The organism is Pseudomonas deceptionensis (genome assembly GCF_900106095.1).
Lineage (GTDB): Bacteria > Pseudomonadota > Gammaproteobacteria > Pseudomonadales > Pseudomonadaceae > Aquipseudomonas > Aquipseudomonas deceptionensis.
This window is the reverse complement of the sequence record NZ_FNUD01000002.1, coordinates 3,746,068-3,762,417: the sequence shown is the minus strand read 5'-3', so window position 1 is coordinate 3,762,417 and position 16,350 is coordinate 3,746,068. Positions and strand designations below refer to the sequence as shown.

17 protein-coding genes are annotated in these 16,350 nt (G+C 60.2%); 11 read left to right on the top strand and 6 right to left on the bottom strand.

The annotated features are described in order from the left end of the window. Positions 1-74: 74 nt before the first annotated feature. Entirely contained in the window at positions 75-1,031 is a 957-nt protein-coding gene (locus BLW11_RS17240; protein ID WP_048361611.1) for a DUF1853 family protein, read from the bottom strand. Positions 1,032-1,135: 104 nt separating this feature from the next. On the opposite strand from BLW11_RS17240, the gene BLW11_RS17235 reads away from it, so the two are divergent. The 6 genes from BLW11_RS17235 to pepN all read left to right on the top strand — a co-directional run bounded on the left by BLW11_RS17235 (position 1,136) and on the right by pepN (position 7,761). After that, the gene (locus BLW11_RS17235) at positions 1,136-2,026 is read left to right on the top strand and encodes an NAD(+) kinase (protein ID WP_048361612.1); all 891 of its coding nucleotides are present in this window, start codon (positions 1,136-1,138) and stop codon (positions 2,024-2,026) included. After that, positions 2,026-2,997 carry a metallophosphoesterase gene (locus tag BLW11_RS17230; RefSeq protein ID WP_048361613.1) on the top strand — a complete coding sequence of 324 codons (972 nt, stop codon included), beginning with the start codon at positions 2,026-2,028 and terminating at the stop codon, positions 2,995-2,997. Before BLW11_RS17235 ends, BLW11_RS17230 begins: the two co-directional genes overlap by 1 nt. Continuing rightward, positions 2,994-3,866, top strand: coding sequence for a rhomboid family intramembrane serine protease (locus BLW11_RS17225; protein WP_048361614.1), 873 nt, complete (start codon positions 2,994-2,996; stop codon positions 3,864-3,866). Before BLW11_RS17230 ends, BLW11_RS17225 begins: the two co-directional genes overlap by 4 nt. Positions 3,867-4,003: 137 nt before the next feature. Further along, positions 4,004-4,264, top strand: coding sequence for a YeaC family protein (locus tag BLW11_RS17220; RefSeq protein ID WP_048361615.1), 261 nt, complete (start codon positions 4,004-4,006; stop codon positions 4,262-4,264). Then, positions 4,261-5,091, top strand: coding sequence for a DUF2797 domain-containing protein (locus BLW11_RS17215; protein WP_048361616.1), 831 nt, complete (start codon positions 4,261-4,263; stop codon positions 5,089-5,091). The genes BLW11_RS17220 and BLW11_RS17215 overlap by 4 nt, the downstream gene beginning before the upstream one ends. Before the next feature lie 12 nt (positions 5,092-5,103). Continuing rightward, positions 5,104-7,761 (top strand): aminopeptidase N, encoded by a 2,658-nt coding sequence (gene pepN / locus BLW11_RS17210; protein ID WP_048361617.1) that lies wholly within the window; start codon positions 5,104-5,106, stop codon positions 7,759-7,761. Positions 7,762-7,825: 64 nt separating this feature from the next. Here the strand turns inward: pepN and BLW11_RS17205 are convergent, their stop codons facing one another. From BLW11_RS17205 to BLW11_RS24190, 3 genes are read right to left on the bottom strand one after another with little or no spacing between them, the layout of a single operon-like run. Next, entirely contained in the window at positions 7,826-9,052 is a 1,227-nt protein-coding gene (locus BLW11_RS17205) for an alkaline phosphatase family protein (protein WP_048361618.1), read from the bottom strand. Positions 9,053-9,094: 42 nt separating this feature from the next. Continuing rightward, a complete protein-coding gene (locus tag BLW11_RS17200) occupies positions 9,095-9,820 on the bottom strand; it encodes a FadR/GntR family transcriptional regulator (RefSeq protein ID WP_048361619.1) in 726 nt (241 codons plus the stop codon). Between the two features lie 60 nt (positions 9,821-9,880). Then, on the bottom strand, positions 9,881-10,006 hold the full coding sequence (locus BLW11_RS24190) for a hypothetical protein (RefSeq protein WP_277620442.1): 126 nt from the start codon (positions 10,004-10,006) through the stop codon (positions 9,881-9,883). A 66-nt stretch (positions 10,007-10,072) separates the two neighbouring features. Here BLW11_RS24190 and BLW11_RS17195 point away from each other — a divergent pair, with 66 nt between their 5' ends. Further along, the gene (locus BLW11_RS17195; protein ID WP_048361620.1) at positions 10,073-10,747 is read left to right on the top strand and encodes an MgtC/SapB family protein; all 675 of its coding nucleotides are present in this window, start codon (positions 10,073-10,075) and stop codon (positions 10,745-10,747) included. Positions 10,748-10,808: 61 nt separating this feature from the next. Here the strand turns inward: BLW11_RS17195 and alr are convergent, their stop codons facing one another. Next, positions 10,809-12,038, bottom strand: coding sequence for an alanine racemase (alr, locus tag BLW11_RS17190; RefSeq protein ID WP_048361621.1), 1,230 nt, complete (start codon positions 12,036-12,038; stop codon positions 10,809-10,811). 290 nt (positions 12,039-12,328) lie between these two features. Here alr and BLW11_RS17185 point away from each other — a divergent pair, with 290 nt between their 5' ends. The 4 genes from BLW11_RS17185 to BLW11_RS17170 are packed head-to-tail and all read left to right on the top strand — an operon-like array spanning position 12,329 to position 15,855. Continuing rightward, the gene (locus tag BLW11_RS17185) at positions 12,329-13,366 is read left to right on the top strand and encodes an isopenicillin N synthase family dioxygenase (protein ID WP_048361622.1); all 1,038 of its coding nucleotides are present in this window, start codon (positions 12,329-12,331) and stop codon (positions 13,364-13,366) included. Positions 13,367-13,394: 28 nt separating this feature from the next. Continuing rightward, entirely contained in the window at positions 13,395-14,210 is an 816-nt protein-coding gene (locus BLW11_RS17180) for a MetQ/NlpA family ABC transporter substrate-binding protein (protein WP_048361623.1), read from the top strand. Further along, the gene (locus BLW11_RS17175) at positions 14,207-15,187 is read left to right on the top strand and encodes a methionine ABC transporter ATP-binding protein (protein ID WP_048361624.1); all 981 of its coding nucleotides are present in this window, start codon (positions 14,207-14,209) and stop codon (positions 15,185-15,187) included. Before BLW11_RS17180 ends, BLW11_RS17175 begins: the two co-directional genes overlap by 4 nt. Next, positions 15,184-15,855 (top strand): methionine ABC transporter permease, encoded by a 672-nt coding sequence (locus BLW11_RS17170; protein WP_048361625.1) that lies wholly within the window; start codon positions 15,184-15,186, stop codon positions 15,853-15,855. Before BLW11_RS17175 ends, BLW11_RS17170 begins: the two co-directional genes overlap by 4 nt. A gap of 9 nt (positions 15,856-15,864) precedes the next feature. Here the strand turns inward: BLW11_RS17170 and BLW11_RS17165 are convergent, their stop codons facing one another. Then, entirely contained in the window at positions 15,865-16,305 is a 441-nt protein-coding gene (locus BLW11_RS17165) for an EamA family transporter (RefSeq protein WP_048361626.1), read from the bottom strand. Between the last annotated feature and the right edge of the window lie 45 nt (positions 16,306-16,350).

The window sequence follows — 16,350 nt, the reverse complement described above, 5'->3', positions numbered from 1 at the left end:
TCTAAAACCTCCGTTCTTGTTTGACGGAGTAGGGTTACTTTAAACGGGTTGTGCAATTTTGCCCTTGAGATGTGTCAGTTATCGGGGTTTCCCGGCACATTTGGCCAAAGATCAGATACCAGGAACAAGCGCTCGGCCTCTTCCCAGTTTCCCTCTTCTTTTTCAATCAGCCGGACCAGGAGCTGCGCCGGCGCCTGGGGGTGCAGTTCTGCCAGCCAGATGTTGAGCTGTTGCCGGGTCCATAAACCTTCAGAGTCATAGTGCGCCGGGGCCAGCCAGGCGTGCCGGGGCAGGGGTTGCCAGCAGCCGGCCGGGCTTTGGCGGACAAAGGCCGGCCAGTCGCTCTGGTGCAACCAGCGCCCGCGCAGGTGATGCGGGTTGGCGCCGGTCGGCGACGCTGAATGCCCGGGCCACGGATACAGCAGGTAGCCGCCCAGCCACAGGTGTGCGCTGAAAGCCTGAACATCAAGGCCGGTGAAGATTTCGAGGCTTTCAGGGCGGCTGGACATGGGCAGCTGATGCTGACTGAAGTGCCTGAGCTTGCGGTCCAGGCGGTCATTGCTGCCGGGGCCCAGCCATTGCGAAGGGTCCGTGCCGTCACCGTCCTGGGGGCCGAGGTAGAGCTTGATCGCCAGTTCGAGGTGATGAACGCCGTCACGGTCACGCAGCAGCAAATCCAGTTCGCCCAGGGTATGACCTCCCCGGCGGATCGGCAGGTTGGCGGCGATCAGTTCGACGCCCGGGGCATGCTGCACTGCAAATTGCCACAGCCGTTCGTAATAGCGCCCCAGTCGCCGGGTGGTCGCCAGTGCCAGCCACTGCTGCAGCGGCTCACTGTGCCTGTCCAGCGCCCGCAGCCAATGCTCCAGCTGGTCGGGTGCCTGTACCCAGTCGCTGCCAGCCAGGGGATGACGCTGTGGCCAGGGCGTTTGAATCAGCATCGGCGGGGCGAGAATCACCCACGCCAAATCCCGCACCTCAGGGTGACGCAATTGGCGGGGCAAGTTGAGCAAGTCAGGAAAGAGGATCATTGTGCGAGCATAGCTGTTTGCTCAAGGGCTGAAAGGGTTTTGTCTATCGCGCGCTTTCGCCCATAATCTCTGTTTTCGCACGTATTGAACCCCGCAGGAGCCCCATGGAGCAATTTCGAAATATCGGCATCATTGGTCGTCTGGGCAGCTCGCAAGTGCTCGACACGGTTCGCCGACTGAAAAAATTCCTGCTTGAGCGGCACATGCACGTGATCCTCGAAGACACCATTGGCGAAGTGTTGCCAGGCCATGGCCTGCAAACCTCCTCGCGCAAGATGCTCGGCGAAGTCTGCGACATGGTGATTGTGGTCGGCGGCGACGGCAGCTTGCTGGGCGCGGCCCGTGCCCTGGCCCGGCACAATGTCCCGGTGCTGGGCATCAACCGCGGCAGCCTGGGTTTTTTGACCGATATCCGCCCGGACGAGCTGGAGGTCAAGGTGGCCGAAGTGCTCGACGGCCACTATCTGGTTGAAAACCGCTTTCTGCTGCAAGCCGAAATCCGCCGTCACGGCGAAGCCATCGGCCAGGGCGATGCCCTCAATGATGTGGTGCTGCACCCCGGCAAATCCACGCGAATGATCGAATTCGAACTGCATATCGACGGTCAGTTCGTGTGCAGCCAGAAGGCCGACGGCCTGATTGTCGCGACGCCCACCGGTTCCACGGCGTACGCGATGTCGGCCGGAGGCCCGATCATGCATCCCAAACTCGACGCAATTGTGATCGTGCCGATGTACCCCCACACCCTCAGCAGCCGCCCGATCGTGGTCGATGGCAACAGCGAGCTGAAAATCGTCGTGGCCAAGGACATGCAGATCTACCCGCAAGTCTCGTGCGATGGCCAGAACCATTTCACCTGCGCGCCGGGCGACACCATCACCGTCAGCAAAAAAGCGCAAAAGCTGCGCCTGATCCACCCCCTGGACCACAACTACTATGAAGTGTGTCGGACCAAGCTCGGCTGGGGTAGCCGACTGGGCGGTAGGACTGACTGATGCTAGATCCAGCGCGCAGTTACGATTTGATCGGTGACGTGCATGGCTGTGCTCATACCCTTGAGCACCTGCTGGAGCGTCTGGGCTATCGCAAACTCGCCGGTATCTGGCGACACCCGCAACGGATGGCGGTGTTTCTTGGTGACATCATTGACCGCGGCCCGCGCATTCGCGAGTCGCTGCATATCGTTTACGACATGGTCAAAGCCGGTCAGGCCCTGTGCCTGATGGGCAACCATGAATTCAACGCGCTGGGCTGGTGCACACCTGCGCCTGCCGGCAGCGGCAAGCAGTTTGTGCGTGAGCACACCCCGCGTCATGCCCGCCTTATTCATGAAACCCTCGAGCAGTTCGAGCATTACCCGGGCGAATGGAACGAGTTCGTGAAGTGGTTTTACGACATGCCGCTGTTTGTAGACGCCGGGCGCTTCCGCGTGGTGCATGCCTGCTGGGATGCCGACGTGATTGACACCTTGCGCGCACAATTTGCGGACGGCTGCATCGACGAGCATTTTCTGCAGGCCGCCGCCGTGCCCGAAAGTTTTGCCAACCTGAGTTTCAATCGACTGTTGCGTGGCACCGATATGCGACTGCCCGATGGCATGACCCTGACCGGTGGCGATGGCCTGACCCGGGCGTTTTTCCGTACCAAGTTCTGGGAAGACGACCCCAAGACCTACGGCGATATCGTGTTCCAGCCCGATGCATTGCCCGAGCGGGTGGCGCAAAAAACGCTGTCCTCCACGGAGAAGGGGGCGTTGTTGCGCTACGGCAGCGATGAACCCCTGTTGTTTGTCGGGCATTACTGGCGCAGTGGCCGGCCTGCACCGATCCGGCCAAACCTGGCATGCCTGGATTACAGCGCCGTGCTGTACGGCAAGCTGGTGGCGTACCGCCTGGACCAGGAAACCCGACTCGACCCGAACAAGTTTGTGTGGGTCGATGTAGATCGCCCAGAGGCTATTCAATGAGTGCTGTTGCTGTTTTACGTTTGCCGCTGTCGACTGATCTCAGCGGTTTTGTGGGCTTGCTCAAGCGCATGCAAGTGCCGCATCGGGTCAGCGAGGAAGCGGGAGAGCTGGTGCTGTGGGCACCCGAAACCATCGTCGATGATGTGCGCAGTCTGTATGAGCGTTTCCCCATGGGCGACCCCGAACACGAACTGCCCATCGTTGAGCGCCCGGCTCCCATGCCCCGGCCCGGTTTTGCCCAACAATTGCGTGCCAGCCCGGCCACAGGTGTCGTGCTGCTGCTGTGCATCATCGTGGCGGTGGTGACGCAACTGGGGGACAACCTGTCCACCCTGAGCGGGCTGACGTTTGTCGATTTCAGCATTCGCGGCCAGTACATCCAGTTCAGCCCGTTGTCCGAGACCCTGGCGTCGGGGCAGTGGTGGCGGCTGTTTACCCCGATGCTGATCCACTTCGGCTTCCTGCACATCGCCATGAACGGCATGTGGTACTGGGAGCTGGGGCGGCGCATTGAAATGCGTCAGGGCAGCATCAACCTGATCGGGTTGAGCTTGCTGTTCAGCCTGGTGTCCAACTTTGCCCAGTACCTGTTTGGCGGCCCGAGCCTGTTTGGCGGGTTGTCGGGCGTGCTGTATGGCCTGTTGGGGCATGTGTGGATTTACCAGAAAATGGCGCCCAACCCCATGTATCACCTGCCTCGCGGGGTGTTGGTGATGATGCTGGTGTGGCTGGCGCTGTGCATGTCGGGGCTGGTGTCGATGATCGGCTTTGGCCAGATCGCCAACGCGGCCCATGTGGGCGGCTTGCTGATCGGTTGCCTGACCGGTTTGCTGGGCGGGCTGTGGGCGCGGCGCAAACAGACTGCTTAACTCTGTAGCCGCTGCCGCAGGCTGCGATGGGCTGCGATGGGCTGCGAAGCGGCCCTGCTTTTTTGAAGGTCCTCTGGACCTTATCGCAGCCTGCGGCAGCGGCTACAGGTTTATTTTTTTAGAGTGGAAACAGAACCATGTCTTCTTTCAACGAAATGATTCAAAACATCACCCCCGAGATCTATCAGAGCCTGAAACTGGCGGTAGAAATCGGCAAATGGGCAGACGGCAACAAACTCACTGCCGAACAGCGCGAGCTGTCGTTGCAGGCCATGATTGCCTGGGAAGTGAACAACCTGCCTGAAGACCAGCGCACCGGTTACATGGGCCCGCAAGAGTGCAGCTCCAAATCGGCGCCAGTGCCCAACATCCTGTTCAAGTCGGATGCTATCCATTGATTGAGATTGGTCGCGGTGCAATCAGCAAAATGTCGGCAAGTCTTGAAACGCCGACCGTTCAGTATGCGTTTCGTCTGGGCGATACCGAGGTACCGGTCAACCCGTTGATCGGCACCAGACTGCGTCTGGAATACCTGGGGCAGATCAACTGCTCCCACTGCGGACGCAAGACCAAAAAAAGCTTCAGCCAGGGCTACTGCTACCCGTGCATGACCAAACTGGCGCAGTGCGACGTGTGCATCATGAGCCCGGAGCGCTGCCATTACGACGCAGGCACGTGCCGTGACCCGTCGTGGGGCGAGCAGTTCTGCATGACCGACCATGTGGTGTATCTGGCTAACTCCTCCGGGATCAAGGTCGGCATCACCCGTGCCACCCAGTTGCCTACACGCTGGCTCGATCAGGGCGCCAGTCAGGCGCTGCCGATTGTGCGGGTTGCAACCCGTCAGCAATCGGGCTTTGTCGAAGACCTGTTCCGCTCGCAAGTGGGCGACCGTACCAACTGGCGTGCACTGCTCAAGGGCGATGCCGAGCCTGTGGACCTCGTCGCGGTGCGTGAGCAACTGTTCGAGAGCTGCGCCGAAGGCATGAAAACCCTGCAGGAGCGTTTTGGCCTGCAAGCGGTCCAACCTTTGTCAAATGTTGAGCCCATCGAGATTCGCTACCCGGTCGAGCAGTACCCGAGCAAGATCGTCAGCTTCAATCTGGACAAGGATCCGATCGTAGAAGGCACGCTGATGGGGATCAAGGGTCAGTACCTGATCTTCGACACCGGCGTTATCAATATCCGCAAATACACGGCCTACCAGCTGGCCGTGCATCAGTAAAAGGACTCCAGCATGCGCACCGAACAACCGCAAATGATCTACCTGAAGGACTACCAGGCGCCCGAGTACCTGATCGACGAGACGCACCTGACCTTTGAGTTGTTCGAAGACCACACGCTGGTCCATGCGCAACTGGTGATGCGTCGCAACCCGGCCCGTGGCGCGGGTTTGCCGGCGCTGGTGCTGGACGGCCAGCAGCTTGAGTTGCTGTCGGTCAGCCTCGACGACATCGAACTGGCGGATGACGACTATCAGCTCGGCGACAGCCATCTGATCCTGCACCCGACCGCCGAGCAATTTGTGGTCGATACCAGCGTCAGGATCCACCCCGAATCCAACACCGCACTGGAAGGCCTGTACAAGTCCGGCGGGATGTTCTGCACCCAGTGCGAGGCCGAAGGCTTTCGCAAGATCACCTATTACCTCGACCGCCCGGACGTGATGAGCAAGTTCACCACCACCGTGGTGGCCGAGCAGCACAGCTACCCGATCCTGCTGTCCAACGGCAACCCGATCGCCAGCGGCCCCGACGAAGACGGTCGGCACTGGGCGACCTGGGAAGACCCGTTCATGAAGCCGGCCTACCTGTTTGCGCTGGTGGCCGGTGATCTGTGGTGCGTGGAAGACACGTTCACCACCATGAGCGATCGCAACGTGGCGCTGCGTATTTATGTCGAGCCGGAAAACATCGACAAGTGCCAGCACGCCATGACCAGCCTGAAAAAATCCATGCGCTGGGACGAAGAGGCCTACGGTCGTGAATACGATCTGGATATCTTCATGATCGTGGCCGTGAACGATTTCAACATGGGCGCGATGGAGAACAAGGGCCTCAACATCTTCAACTCCAGTGCCGTGCTGGCCCGTGCCGAAACCGCTACCGACGCCGCTCACCAGCGGGTCGAGGCCATCGTGGCCCACGAATACTTCCACAACTGGACGGGCAACCGCGTGACCTGCCGTGACTGGTTCCAGTTGTCGCTCAAGGAAGGTTTCACGGTGTTCCGTGATTCGCAGTTCTCGGCAGACATGAACTCGCACACGGTCAAGCGCATTCAGGACGTGGCCTATCTGCGTACCCACCAGTTCGCTGAAGACGCGGGCCCCATGGCCCACGCCGTGCGCCCTGACAGCTTTATCGAAATCTCCAACTTCTACACCCTGACCGTTTACGAAAAGGGTTCGGAAGTGGTGCGCATGATCCACACCTTGCTGGGCGCCGAGGGTTTTCGTAAGGGCAGCGACCTGTACTTCGAGCGTCACGATGGCCAGGCAGTGACCTGCGATGACTTCATCAAGGCCATGGAAGACGCCAATGGCGCCGACCTGAGCCAGTTCAAACGCTGGTACAGCCAGGCAGGTACGCCGCGTCTGGCGGTCAGCGAGCACTATGATGCTGCGCAGAAAACCTACAGCCTGACCTTCGCACAAAGCTGCCCGGCCACCCCGGACAAGGTCGAAAAACTGCCGTTTGTGATTCCGGTCGAATTGGGCCTGTTGAACGCCCAGGGGGCTGAAATTGCCCTGCAACTGGCGGGCGAATCGGCTGCCGTGGGCACCAGCCGCGTACTGTCGGTGACTGAAGCCGAGCAGACGTTCACGTTTGTCGGTATCAACGAAAAGCCGTTGCCTTCGTTGCTGCGTGGTTTCTCGGCGCCGGTAAAACTGAGCTTTGCCTACAGCCGCGATCAGCTGATGTTCCTGATGCAACACGACAGCGATGGTTTCAATCGTTGGGATGCCGGCCAGCAGCTGTCGGTTCAGGTGCTGCAAGAATTGATCGCCCAGCATCAGCGCGGCGAAGCACTGGTCATGGATCAGCGTCTGGTTGCAGCCTTGCGCAGTGTGCTGGGCAATCAGCAGCTGGATCAGGCCATGGTGGCGGAAATGCTGTCGTTGCCGGGTGAGGCTTATCTCACTGAAATCAGCGAAGTGGCGGACGTTGAAGCGATCCACGTAGCCCGTGAGTTCGCGCGCAAGCAACTGGCCGAGAGCCTGTTCGACGGTTTGTGGGCGCGTTACCAGGCTAACCGTGAAGTGTCGAAAGTTACTCCATACGTGGCCGAAGCCGAACACTTCGCCCGTCGTGCCCTGCAAAACATCGCGCTGTCTTACCTGATGCTCAGCGGTAAACCGCAAGTCCTGGCAGCAGCGCTGGAACAGTTCGAGCACAGCGACAACATGACCGAGCGCCTGACTGCGCTGGCGGTGCTGGTCAACTCGCCGTACGAGGCAGAGCGGGCCGCCGCACTGGCCAGCTTTGCCGAACAGTTCAAGGACAACCCGCTGGTTATGGATCAGTGGTTCAGCGTTCAGGCAGGCAGCCCCATGCCCGGTGCTTTGCAGCGTGTGCGCGCGTTGATGGAGCACCCGGCGTTCACCCTCAAAAACCCGAACAAGGTGCGGGCCCTGGTCGGTGCGTTTGCCGGTCAGAACCTGATCAACTTCCATGCGGCGGATGGTTCGGGCTATCGCTTCCTGGCCGATCTGGTGATCCAGCTCAACGGCTTCAACCCGCAGATTGCCTCACGGCAGTTGGCGCCGTTGACCCGCTGGCGCAAATACGACAGCGCCCGTCAGGCGCTGATGAAAGCTGAGCTGGAGCGCATCCGCAGCTCGGGCGAGTTGTCCAGCGACGTGTTTGAAGTGGTCAGCAAAAGCCTGGCGTAAAAGCCGGGTCTGAAAAAGGCGCTGCCCGAGTGATCGGTCAGCGCCTTTTTTATGGCATCGACGTTCAGTCGGCCGGGGTGATCAGGCGCGACACCGGCACTTTATGCATGACCACGGTGTAATTGATGGGGCCTTTGAGCGCCAGGGGTCCGGTGTCGACATAGGTGTGCTGATAGTCCTGGAGTTTGGCGATGAGCTGGCCGTTGCGATAAATCTGCACAGGTGTGCCTGAGGGGCGGCCCGTACGCCAGGTCAACTTCATGCTGGCCTGGCCAGGTACTTTGCGGGCAGTCAGTTGCCTGACCCCCACCGGTCCGATCAAGGGCAGTCCATCCATTGAATACCCGGCAGCAGGGGGCAGGGCGCCCAGGTGGGCAAGCAGCGTGGGGGTAATGTCGGCCTGGCTGGCATAACCGTACAAACCATTATGGGCGGGGTTGCCCGGGTGTGCGATGGGGGCTGTCAGTTGCGCGTTGCCGGGCTTGTTCAGCGCGATAAAGGTGGTTTTCTCACTCAGGGTCTGTTTGCCATGGTCGTGGCCGTCGGGCAGGCGGCGGCCGTGATCGGGCGTGACTATCACTAACCAGTCTTCCAGTGGATGGTTTTTTTGACGACGCTTCAATGCTGACAGTAACTGGCCCACATGTTCGTCGACGCTCTGAATCGCCTGCTGGTAACGGGGTGAAAAGCCGTCTTTGTGACCCACCGCGTCGGTTTCGTCGAAGTGGGCGAACACCAGATCAGACTGCCCGTGTTCAAGCTCATTGACGGTCTTGTCGGCGACGCACGGGTCGACATCCGAGCAGTCGATGGCAAGGTCGATATAGCCGTTGGCAATGTCGTCGGCGAAGTTGTGATTAATGGTATTCCAACTGACGATGCTGGCCGTTTTACGGTGGGGGGCTGCGAGTTTGAGCAGCTTGAACACACTGGGCGCCTGATTGCGCCAGTCGTCGTTGTTGGAAGGAACGTGATGCCGGTCGACCCAGCTCCCGGTCAAAATCGTGGTCCAGCCCGGCCCGCTGCCTGTCGTTTGCTCGGTGCTTGTGCCGTCGACTCCGCCCACATAGCTTTTGGCGAGATTCAGCCGTGCGAGGTGGGGTGCCATGTGGTGTTCAATGGCTTGCTGGAGTTTTTCGTATTGCAGACCGTCCACACCGATCAGCAAGGCTTTATGGGTGCGGGCTTGAGGGGCATCGGGCGGGGAAAGGGGCGCCGCGCGGCAGACCAGGACGGCGGATATCAGGCTCAGGCCTACAGCAAGGCGCAGTGCGACAGTGGCGCGGTTCATGGTTTCTACCCTGCATGGCGGCGATTGACGGCTATCAGCAGTTTAGACGACGCCGGATTCTTGCCCCAGCACCACATCCAGCGCATTTCGCGCATCATCCAGTTGCACCAGCGTGGCATGCCGGGCGCCCAGGGCGTCGTGGTTTTCGATCGCGGTCAAAATCGCCTTGTGCCGGGGTAACGCCAACTCATGCAGGTTGGGGCGGCGATTGGAGTGCTTGAGTGCTTCACGCAGTGCCAGCGACAGCATGTTGCACAGGTTGGCCAGCAAATCGTTGTGGGTCGCGTCGGCAATGCGGCTGTGGAAATCCAGGTCCGGTTGCAGCAGTGCCTCGGGAGTCGGCGCGTTTTCCATGCGCTCATAGGCTTCGCGGATCGAGGCCACTTCCTCTTCCGTGGCGTGCTGGGCGGCGAGGGCGGCTACAGCGGGTTCGATGATGCTGCGCACGCTGGTCAGCAAGGCAAAAAACTCGTTTTGTGGCGAGCTTTGCATCAACCAGTGCAACACATCCGGATCGAGCATGTGCCATTCACGACGCGGCTTGACCACCGTGCCCACCCGGGGCCTGGAATACACCAGACCTTTGGCGACCAGCACCCGTGTGGCTTCGCGCAACACGGGGCGGCTGACGGCGTACTCTTCGCACAACAAGGCTTCGGCCGGCAGCTTTTCATCGGGTTTGACGCGCCCTGAAACGATCTGCATGCCGAGTTCCTGAACGATGCGCGCGTGCATGCTTTTGCGCTCGGAGGGCTGACGGTAATCCATTGGGCGCGGGTCGATCCTGTCGATGAAAAGCGCCGATCATAGCAGGCTTGATTGCACTCTTTAGAACTTCCAGCGGACCGATGCCGTGACGTTACGCGGGCAGCCGTAGCTGTTTTGGCCGTAGCGCAGGCTTTGCAGGTGCTTCTGGCGGGTCAGGTTGTCGAGGTTTCCTGGGGGCGCGAGCACATCGCGCTTTGTCGCAACCGGTCTATGCTGGGTGTTTGGCGCCGTGGGGGCGCAAGGGGAGCGGGTATGATTTCAGAGGGCGAAATGGTGGTCCGACTGTTGTTGGCGGCCTTTTACGGTAGCCTTATCGGCTTTCAGCGCGAGCATCATTTCTGGACCGCAGGGCTGCGTACTCACATGCTGGTTTCGACCGGTGCGTGCCTGTTCATGATCGTGTCGGCCTTCGGTTTCCAGCAGGCGCTGACCATGCCAGGAACCCAGCTGGACCCTTCGCGGATTGCGGCTCAGGTGGTTACGGGCATCGGCTTTCTGGGGGCCGGGTCGATTCTGGTTCGCGGCGAAGTGATCAGGGGGCTCAATACCGCCGCCAGCCTGTGGGCGGTGGCGGCCATCGGCCTGTCGGTGGGGGGCGGGCTGTATCTGTTGGGGCTGGCCGCGACATTCCTGATCCTGATGATCCTGGTGGTGATCAAGCCACTGGAACGGATCTACCGCGACTATGTCCAGATCCATGTGGTCAAGCTGGTGGCGCCATCCAGTGCATTGTCGTGGAAAACGCTCACCGAGCTATTGGGGCCGCGCGCGGACAGGATCAAACAGCTGGTGATTGAGCAGGGGCCAACCAAGGACACCGAAAGCGTCACGATCGAGTTCAGGGGAACCACCAGGGCGATGGCAGATGAAATGATCAGGGACATCCTGAAAGTGCCGGGTGTCAGGGAGGAATATGTGCCGACCTGACACCCTGCGGCCTGCGGGAGCGAGCTGGCTCACTCCCGCAGATGGTGTGTACCGGGCTCGGTTACTTTTCGATCAGGATTTTCGGGTTTGAGTTACCCCATACCGTGTACAGGTCGGCCAGCAGCGCACCGTTGATGTCTTCAACTTCCGCCTGGCTGATTTCGGACTTGCCTTGCTGCCCGAACAGCACCACTTCATCGCCGCTTTTCACATCAGGCGCGTCGGTCACATCGACCATCAGGGTGTTCATCGACACTTTGCCCACCACCGGCACGCGATGGCCATTGATCAGCACGATGCCTTTGTTGGTGAAGGCACGGCGGTAACCGTCGGAGTAGCCCACGGTGATGTTGGCCAGTTTCGAATCGCGGCTCAGGGTCCAGGTACGGTCGTAACCAACGGTGTTGCCCTTGGGGTAGCTGTTGACGGACGCCACGTGGGACTTGAACTGCATCACGCGCTTGTAGTCGGTGTGGGAGGGCACGGTGTCACCGAACAGCGCGCCACCGGGGCGGACCATGTCCAGGTGCGATTCGGGCACTTCCAGGGTGGCGAACGAGTTGGCCGCGTGCAGGGTGATTTTGCTGCGATCGAGCTGGGCCACGTCCATCAGCCACTGTGCCTGCTCGTTGAACGCCTTGAGACCGGCGCGCACGTCGTCCGCGTCCTCTACGGCGAAGTGGGTCATGATCGCCCGCACTTCCAGGTTTGGCACTTTGGTAATCGCGACGGCGTCACGGCGGCCCTGTGCGGTGGTCATTTCTACGCCATTGCGGCTCATGCCGCTGGAGTTCAGGCCCAGGTGAACCACCAGGGGGCGGCCGTGTTTTTCGGCAATCAGGCTGGCTTTGACGGCGAAATCGAGGTTGCCCACCAACTCTTCCATGTTGTACGGCAGTGCGGCTTCCAGCTCGCTCAGGGCGGCGGTGCGCACGCGGATCAGTTGGCCCTTGAAGCCGCTTTCACGCACCACACGGGCTTCTTCGTTGCTGGCAACACCGACGCAAGGCACGCCCGTGGCGATGATGGAGGGCATCAGCAGGCCGATACCGTGACCGTAGGCATCCGCCTTGAGCACGGCGCAGATTTTCGACTTGTCGCCGACGGTGGCTTGCAGCACGCGGATGTTGTGTTCGAACGCGGCTTTGTTGATCTCGACCCAGGCATTGCTGTCCTGTGTGTTGACCTGGGCAACGCCGTCGACCATCGACAGAGGAGGAGCGGCGAAGGCCGGGTTTTGCAGTAAAGCCATGCCCAGAGACAGGGCGAGAAGGGTACGGGTGAAGGGCATCAGCTGAGTTTCCATACGTTATTTTTTTTTAGGGGTGGGGCAGTGGGGCAATACTAGGATTGGCTTGTAGGAAATGTCACTCCCTGGGCCGCGGATCTGTCTGAAAGTGTCGTTGTGCCGTACAGGGCGGGGCTTTCACGCTGCAATGGCCTGAAAAAAGCTGCCTGAAATGAACCTAAGCTAATGCGAAAACGATATTTATTGCCTGTTTTTAAGATCGTTTAGCTTTAAGCCAACACCGGGTACCCATCGGTCCAGGATCTTTCAGCTGCTTCACAGGGGAGTGAGCCATGCCGCATACACGAGACATCATCGCCTTGCCCACACTGGACCTGTCGTTGCTTGATGGCACGGCGGCCCAGCGTCAGGGGTTCCTCGACGATCTGCGTCACGCGGCCCGTGATGTGGGTTTTTTCTACCTGACCGGGCATGGCATCGACAGCGTTTTATTGCAGCACGTGCAGGATCACGCCCGCCAGTTCTTTGCTTTACCGGACAGCGAGAAAGCCGCGGTCGGCATGATCAACTCACCGCACTTTCGTGGTTATAACCGCGCCGCTTCCGAGATTACCCGGGGCAAGCCTGACCTTCGCGAGCAGTTCGATCTGGGCGCCGAAAGGGAGGTGCTGGCGACCGATGAGAACAGCCCGCTCTGGGCGCGCCTGCAAGGCCCGAACCAGTGGCCGCAGACCTTGCCAACGCTCAAACCGTTGCTGTTGCAATGGCAGCAGGCAATGACCGGGATGTCACTGCGGCTGCTGCAAGCCTTTGCCCAGTCGCTGGCATTGGGGCAAGAGGCGTTTGATCCGCTGTACGGCGACAAGCCCAATGAACATATCAAGCTGATGCGTTATCCGGGGCAGGCGTCGGACGAGAGCAATCAAGGCGTCGGTGCCCACAAGGACTCGGGCTTCCTGAGCTTTCTTTTGCAGGACCAGCAGGCGGGCCTGCAAGTCGAAATCGAAGAGGGACGCTGGATCGATGCGCTGCCTCGGGCCAACACCCTGGTGGTGAACATCGGCGAATTGCTGGAGCTGGCCACCAACGGTTATCTGCGGGCCACGGTGCATCGCGTGCTGTCGCCTGCCGAGGGCAGGGAGCGTCTGTCGATTGCCTTCTTTCTCGGTGCGCAACTGGACGCGGTGGTCCCGCTTTACCCCTTGCCGACCGCATTGCTGCGAGAGGCCCGAGGCCCGGCCAGTGATCCGGCCAATCCGCTGTTTCGCGACGTGGGCTGGAACTACCTCAAGGGCCGCCTGCGTTCGCATCCCGATGTTGCCCAACGTTATTACGCCGATGCGCTGATCCCCAATGCGTTGAGCGCTTGAGCCCTTCACTCGATCAAGGATTACTGACATGTTCAAGAAAACAGGATTGACCCTGGCTGTGCTCGGCGCTCTGGCAGTTTCTTTCAATGTGCAGGCCCAGCAGCCGCTGCGCGTGGCCGCAGATGCGGTGCCCCATGCGCAGATTCTGGAGTACGTGCAAAAAATCGACCCGCAACTGAACCTGAAGGTCATCGAGATTCCGCCCGGCGTGAACTCGAATGAGCTGCTGGTGCATGGCGATGTGGATGCCAATTACACCCAGCACTTGCCATTTTTGCGCTCGCAGGAACAGGCCCTCGGGGTAAAGTTTGCCGTGGCGGCAACGGTGCATATCGAGCCTCTGGGGATCTATTCGCACCGCTACAAAAGCTTCGACCAGGTGCCACAAAAGGGCACGGTCGCGGTCCCCAATAACGTGACCAACCTGAGCCGCGCCTTGTACCTGCTTCAGGACAACGGCCTGATCAAGCTCAAGGAAGGTTTCAACGATCCGGCCGCCAATCAGGCGACCCCCAAGGACATTGCCGAGAACCCCAAGCAACTGAAGATTCTCGAAATCGAGTCGCCGCAGATTCCACGGGCGCTGGATGACGTGGACCTGGCGGTGATCAATGGCAATTACGCGCTGGAAGCCGGGCTGGTGCCGGCCAAGGATGCGCTTGGGCTGGAGAAGGTCGAGCACAACCCGTACGCCAATATCGTGGTCACCACCCTCAAGTTGCAGGACGACCCGCGGATCAAACAGTTGGCCAAGGATCTGGCTTCGCCGCAGGTGAGCAAGTTTATCACCGACAATTATTCCGGTTCGGTGATCCCGGTCGCTGCGCTGGACGCCAAGCCATGATCACTGTCGAGCAAGTGAGCAAAACCTACGGGGCAGGGCAGGCACCGGCTCTGGATCAGGTGTCCTTGAGTATTCCCGATGGAGCGATCTACGGGATTCTGGGGCGCAGCGGCGCAGGTAAATCGACGCTGTTGCGCTGTCTCAATCTGCTTGAACGGCCAAGTTCGGGGCGCATCCTGCTCGACGGTAAGGACCTTACCGCCTTGTCTGATGTTGAGCTGCGTCAGCAACGCCAGCGCATCGGCATGATCTTTCAGGGCTTCAACCTGCTGCACTCGCGCAATGTGTTCGACAACATCGCGGTGCCGCTGGAAATTGCCCGGGTCAGCAAAGAGCAACGCACGCGGCGTGTGCGTGAGTTGCTCGATCTGGTGGGTTTGAGCGACAAGGCGCTGGCGTTCCCTTCGCAGTTGTCCGGTGGCCAGAAGCAGCGGGTGGGCATCGCCCGCGCCCTGGCTGCGCGCCCGGCCTATCTGTTGTCTGATGAAGCCACCAGCGCCCTGGACCCGGACACCACCGCGTCGATTCTTGAGCTGTTGCGCGATATCAACCGGCAACTGGGCCTGACCATTGTGCTGATCACCCATGAGCTGGATGTGGTCAAGTCCATCTGTGATCACGCGGCTGCACTGGCCCATGGCCGACTGGTCGAGGCTGGGGCCATTGCGCAGTTGCTGGGCAACCCGGATTCGAGCCTGGGGCGCTCATTGTTGCCGGGTTACAGCACCACCTTGGGCAGCCAGAGCCAGGCGTTGGAATTGAGCTTTTTTGATCACCAGTTGGCCGCCCCGGTGATCAGCGATCTTATGCAGCAGCAAGGCGTACAGGTGAACTTGCTGGCCAGTGGCGTCGAGTCTGTAGGCGGTCGCCGGGTGGGGCGTTTGCGTGTCTCTCTGGGGCCGGACAGTGCCGAACCGAAATTGGGCCGGGTACTGGAGTTTCTCAAGCAACGCGGTGTCAGGGTGGAACGTTTATGAACCGAACGATCGAATGGAACGACATCCTGCAACTGGTGCTCAATGCCACCGGTGAAACCCTCTATATGGTGCTGCTGGCCGGGCTCTTTACCCTGGTGATCGGCCTGCCGCTGGGCGTGCTGCTGTTCATCAGCCGCAGCAACGGCCTGTACCCGATGCCCAGGCTCAACAAAACCGTGGGCGGGCTGGTCAATATTGGCCGCTCGCTGCCCTTTGTGGTGATGCTGATCGCCTTGATTCCGCTGACCCGGCTGCTGGTCGGTACGACGCTGGGCAGCACGGCGGCGGTGGTGCCGATCACCATTGGCGCCTTTCCGTTCTTTGCCCGGATTGTCGAAAATGCCCTGGATGAAGTGGACAAGGGTCGCATCGAAGCCATTCTGGCCATGGGCGGCGACATCTGGCATGTGGTTTTCAAAGTGCTGCTGCCCGAGGCCCTGCCCGCGTTACTGGCGGGCATTACCCTGACACTGGTGATGCTGATCGGCTTTTCATCCATGGCCGGGATCATTGGCGGCGGCGGTTTGGGGGATCTGGCGATCCGTTACGGTTACCAGCGCTTTAACAATCAGGTGATGTTTGCCACGGTCGTGGTGTTGGTGATTCTGGTCCAGAGCGTGCAAAGCCTGGGCGACCGGTTGGTGCGCTCCCTGGCTCATCGGCGCTGATGGCGCCTATTACTTGCGCCATGCCAGCAGCACGACGCCGACGGTGATCAGGCTGATGCCTGCCCATTGGCGGATGTCGAGCTTCTCTCCCAGCAGCGTCACCCCAAGCACCGCCACAATCACCACGCTGAGCTTGTCCACGGGGGCGACCAGCGACGCCTGGCCCAGTTGCAGGGCCCGGTAATAGCAGATCCAGGAGGCGCCTGTGGCCAGCCCGGACAACACTAAAAACAGATAGCTGCGCGCCGAAATCGAGCCCAGGGACTGATACTGGCCGGTGGCATACAAAATCAGCGCCAGGCTGACCAGCACGACCACGGTCCGCAGCAGGGTGGCGAAGTCGGAGTTGATGCCGGTGATGCCGATTTTTCCGAAGATTGCCGTCATGGCGGCGAACACCGCCGACAGCAGTGCCCAGAATGTCCAGGTTGAAAAGAAAGACGAGCCCATGGGTCATCCTGAATGTTGAGTGAAGGTGCTTATGAGCATATGCCA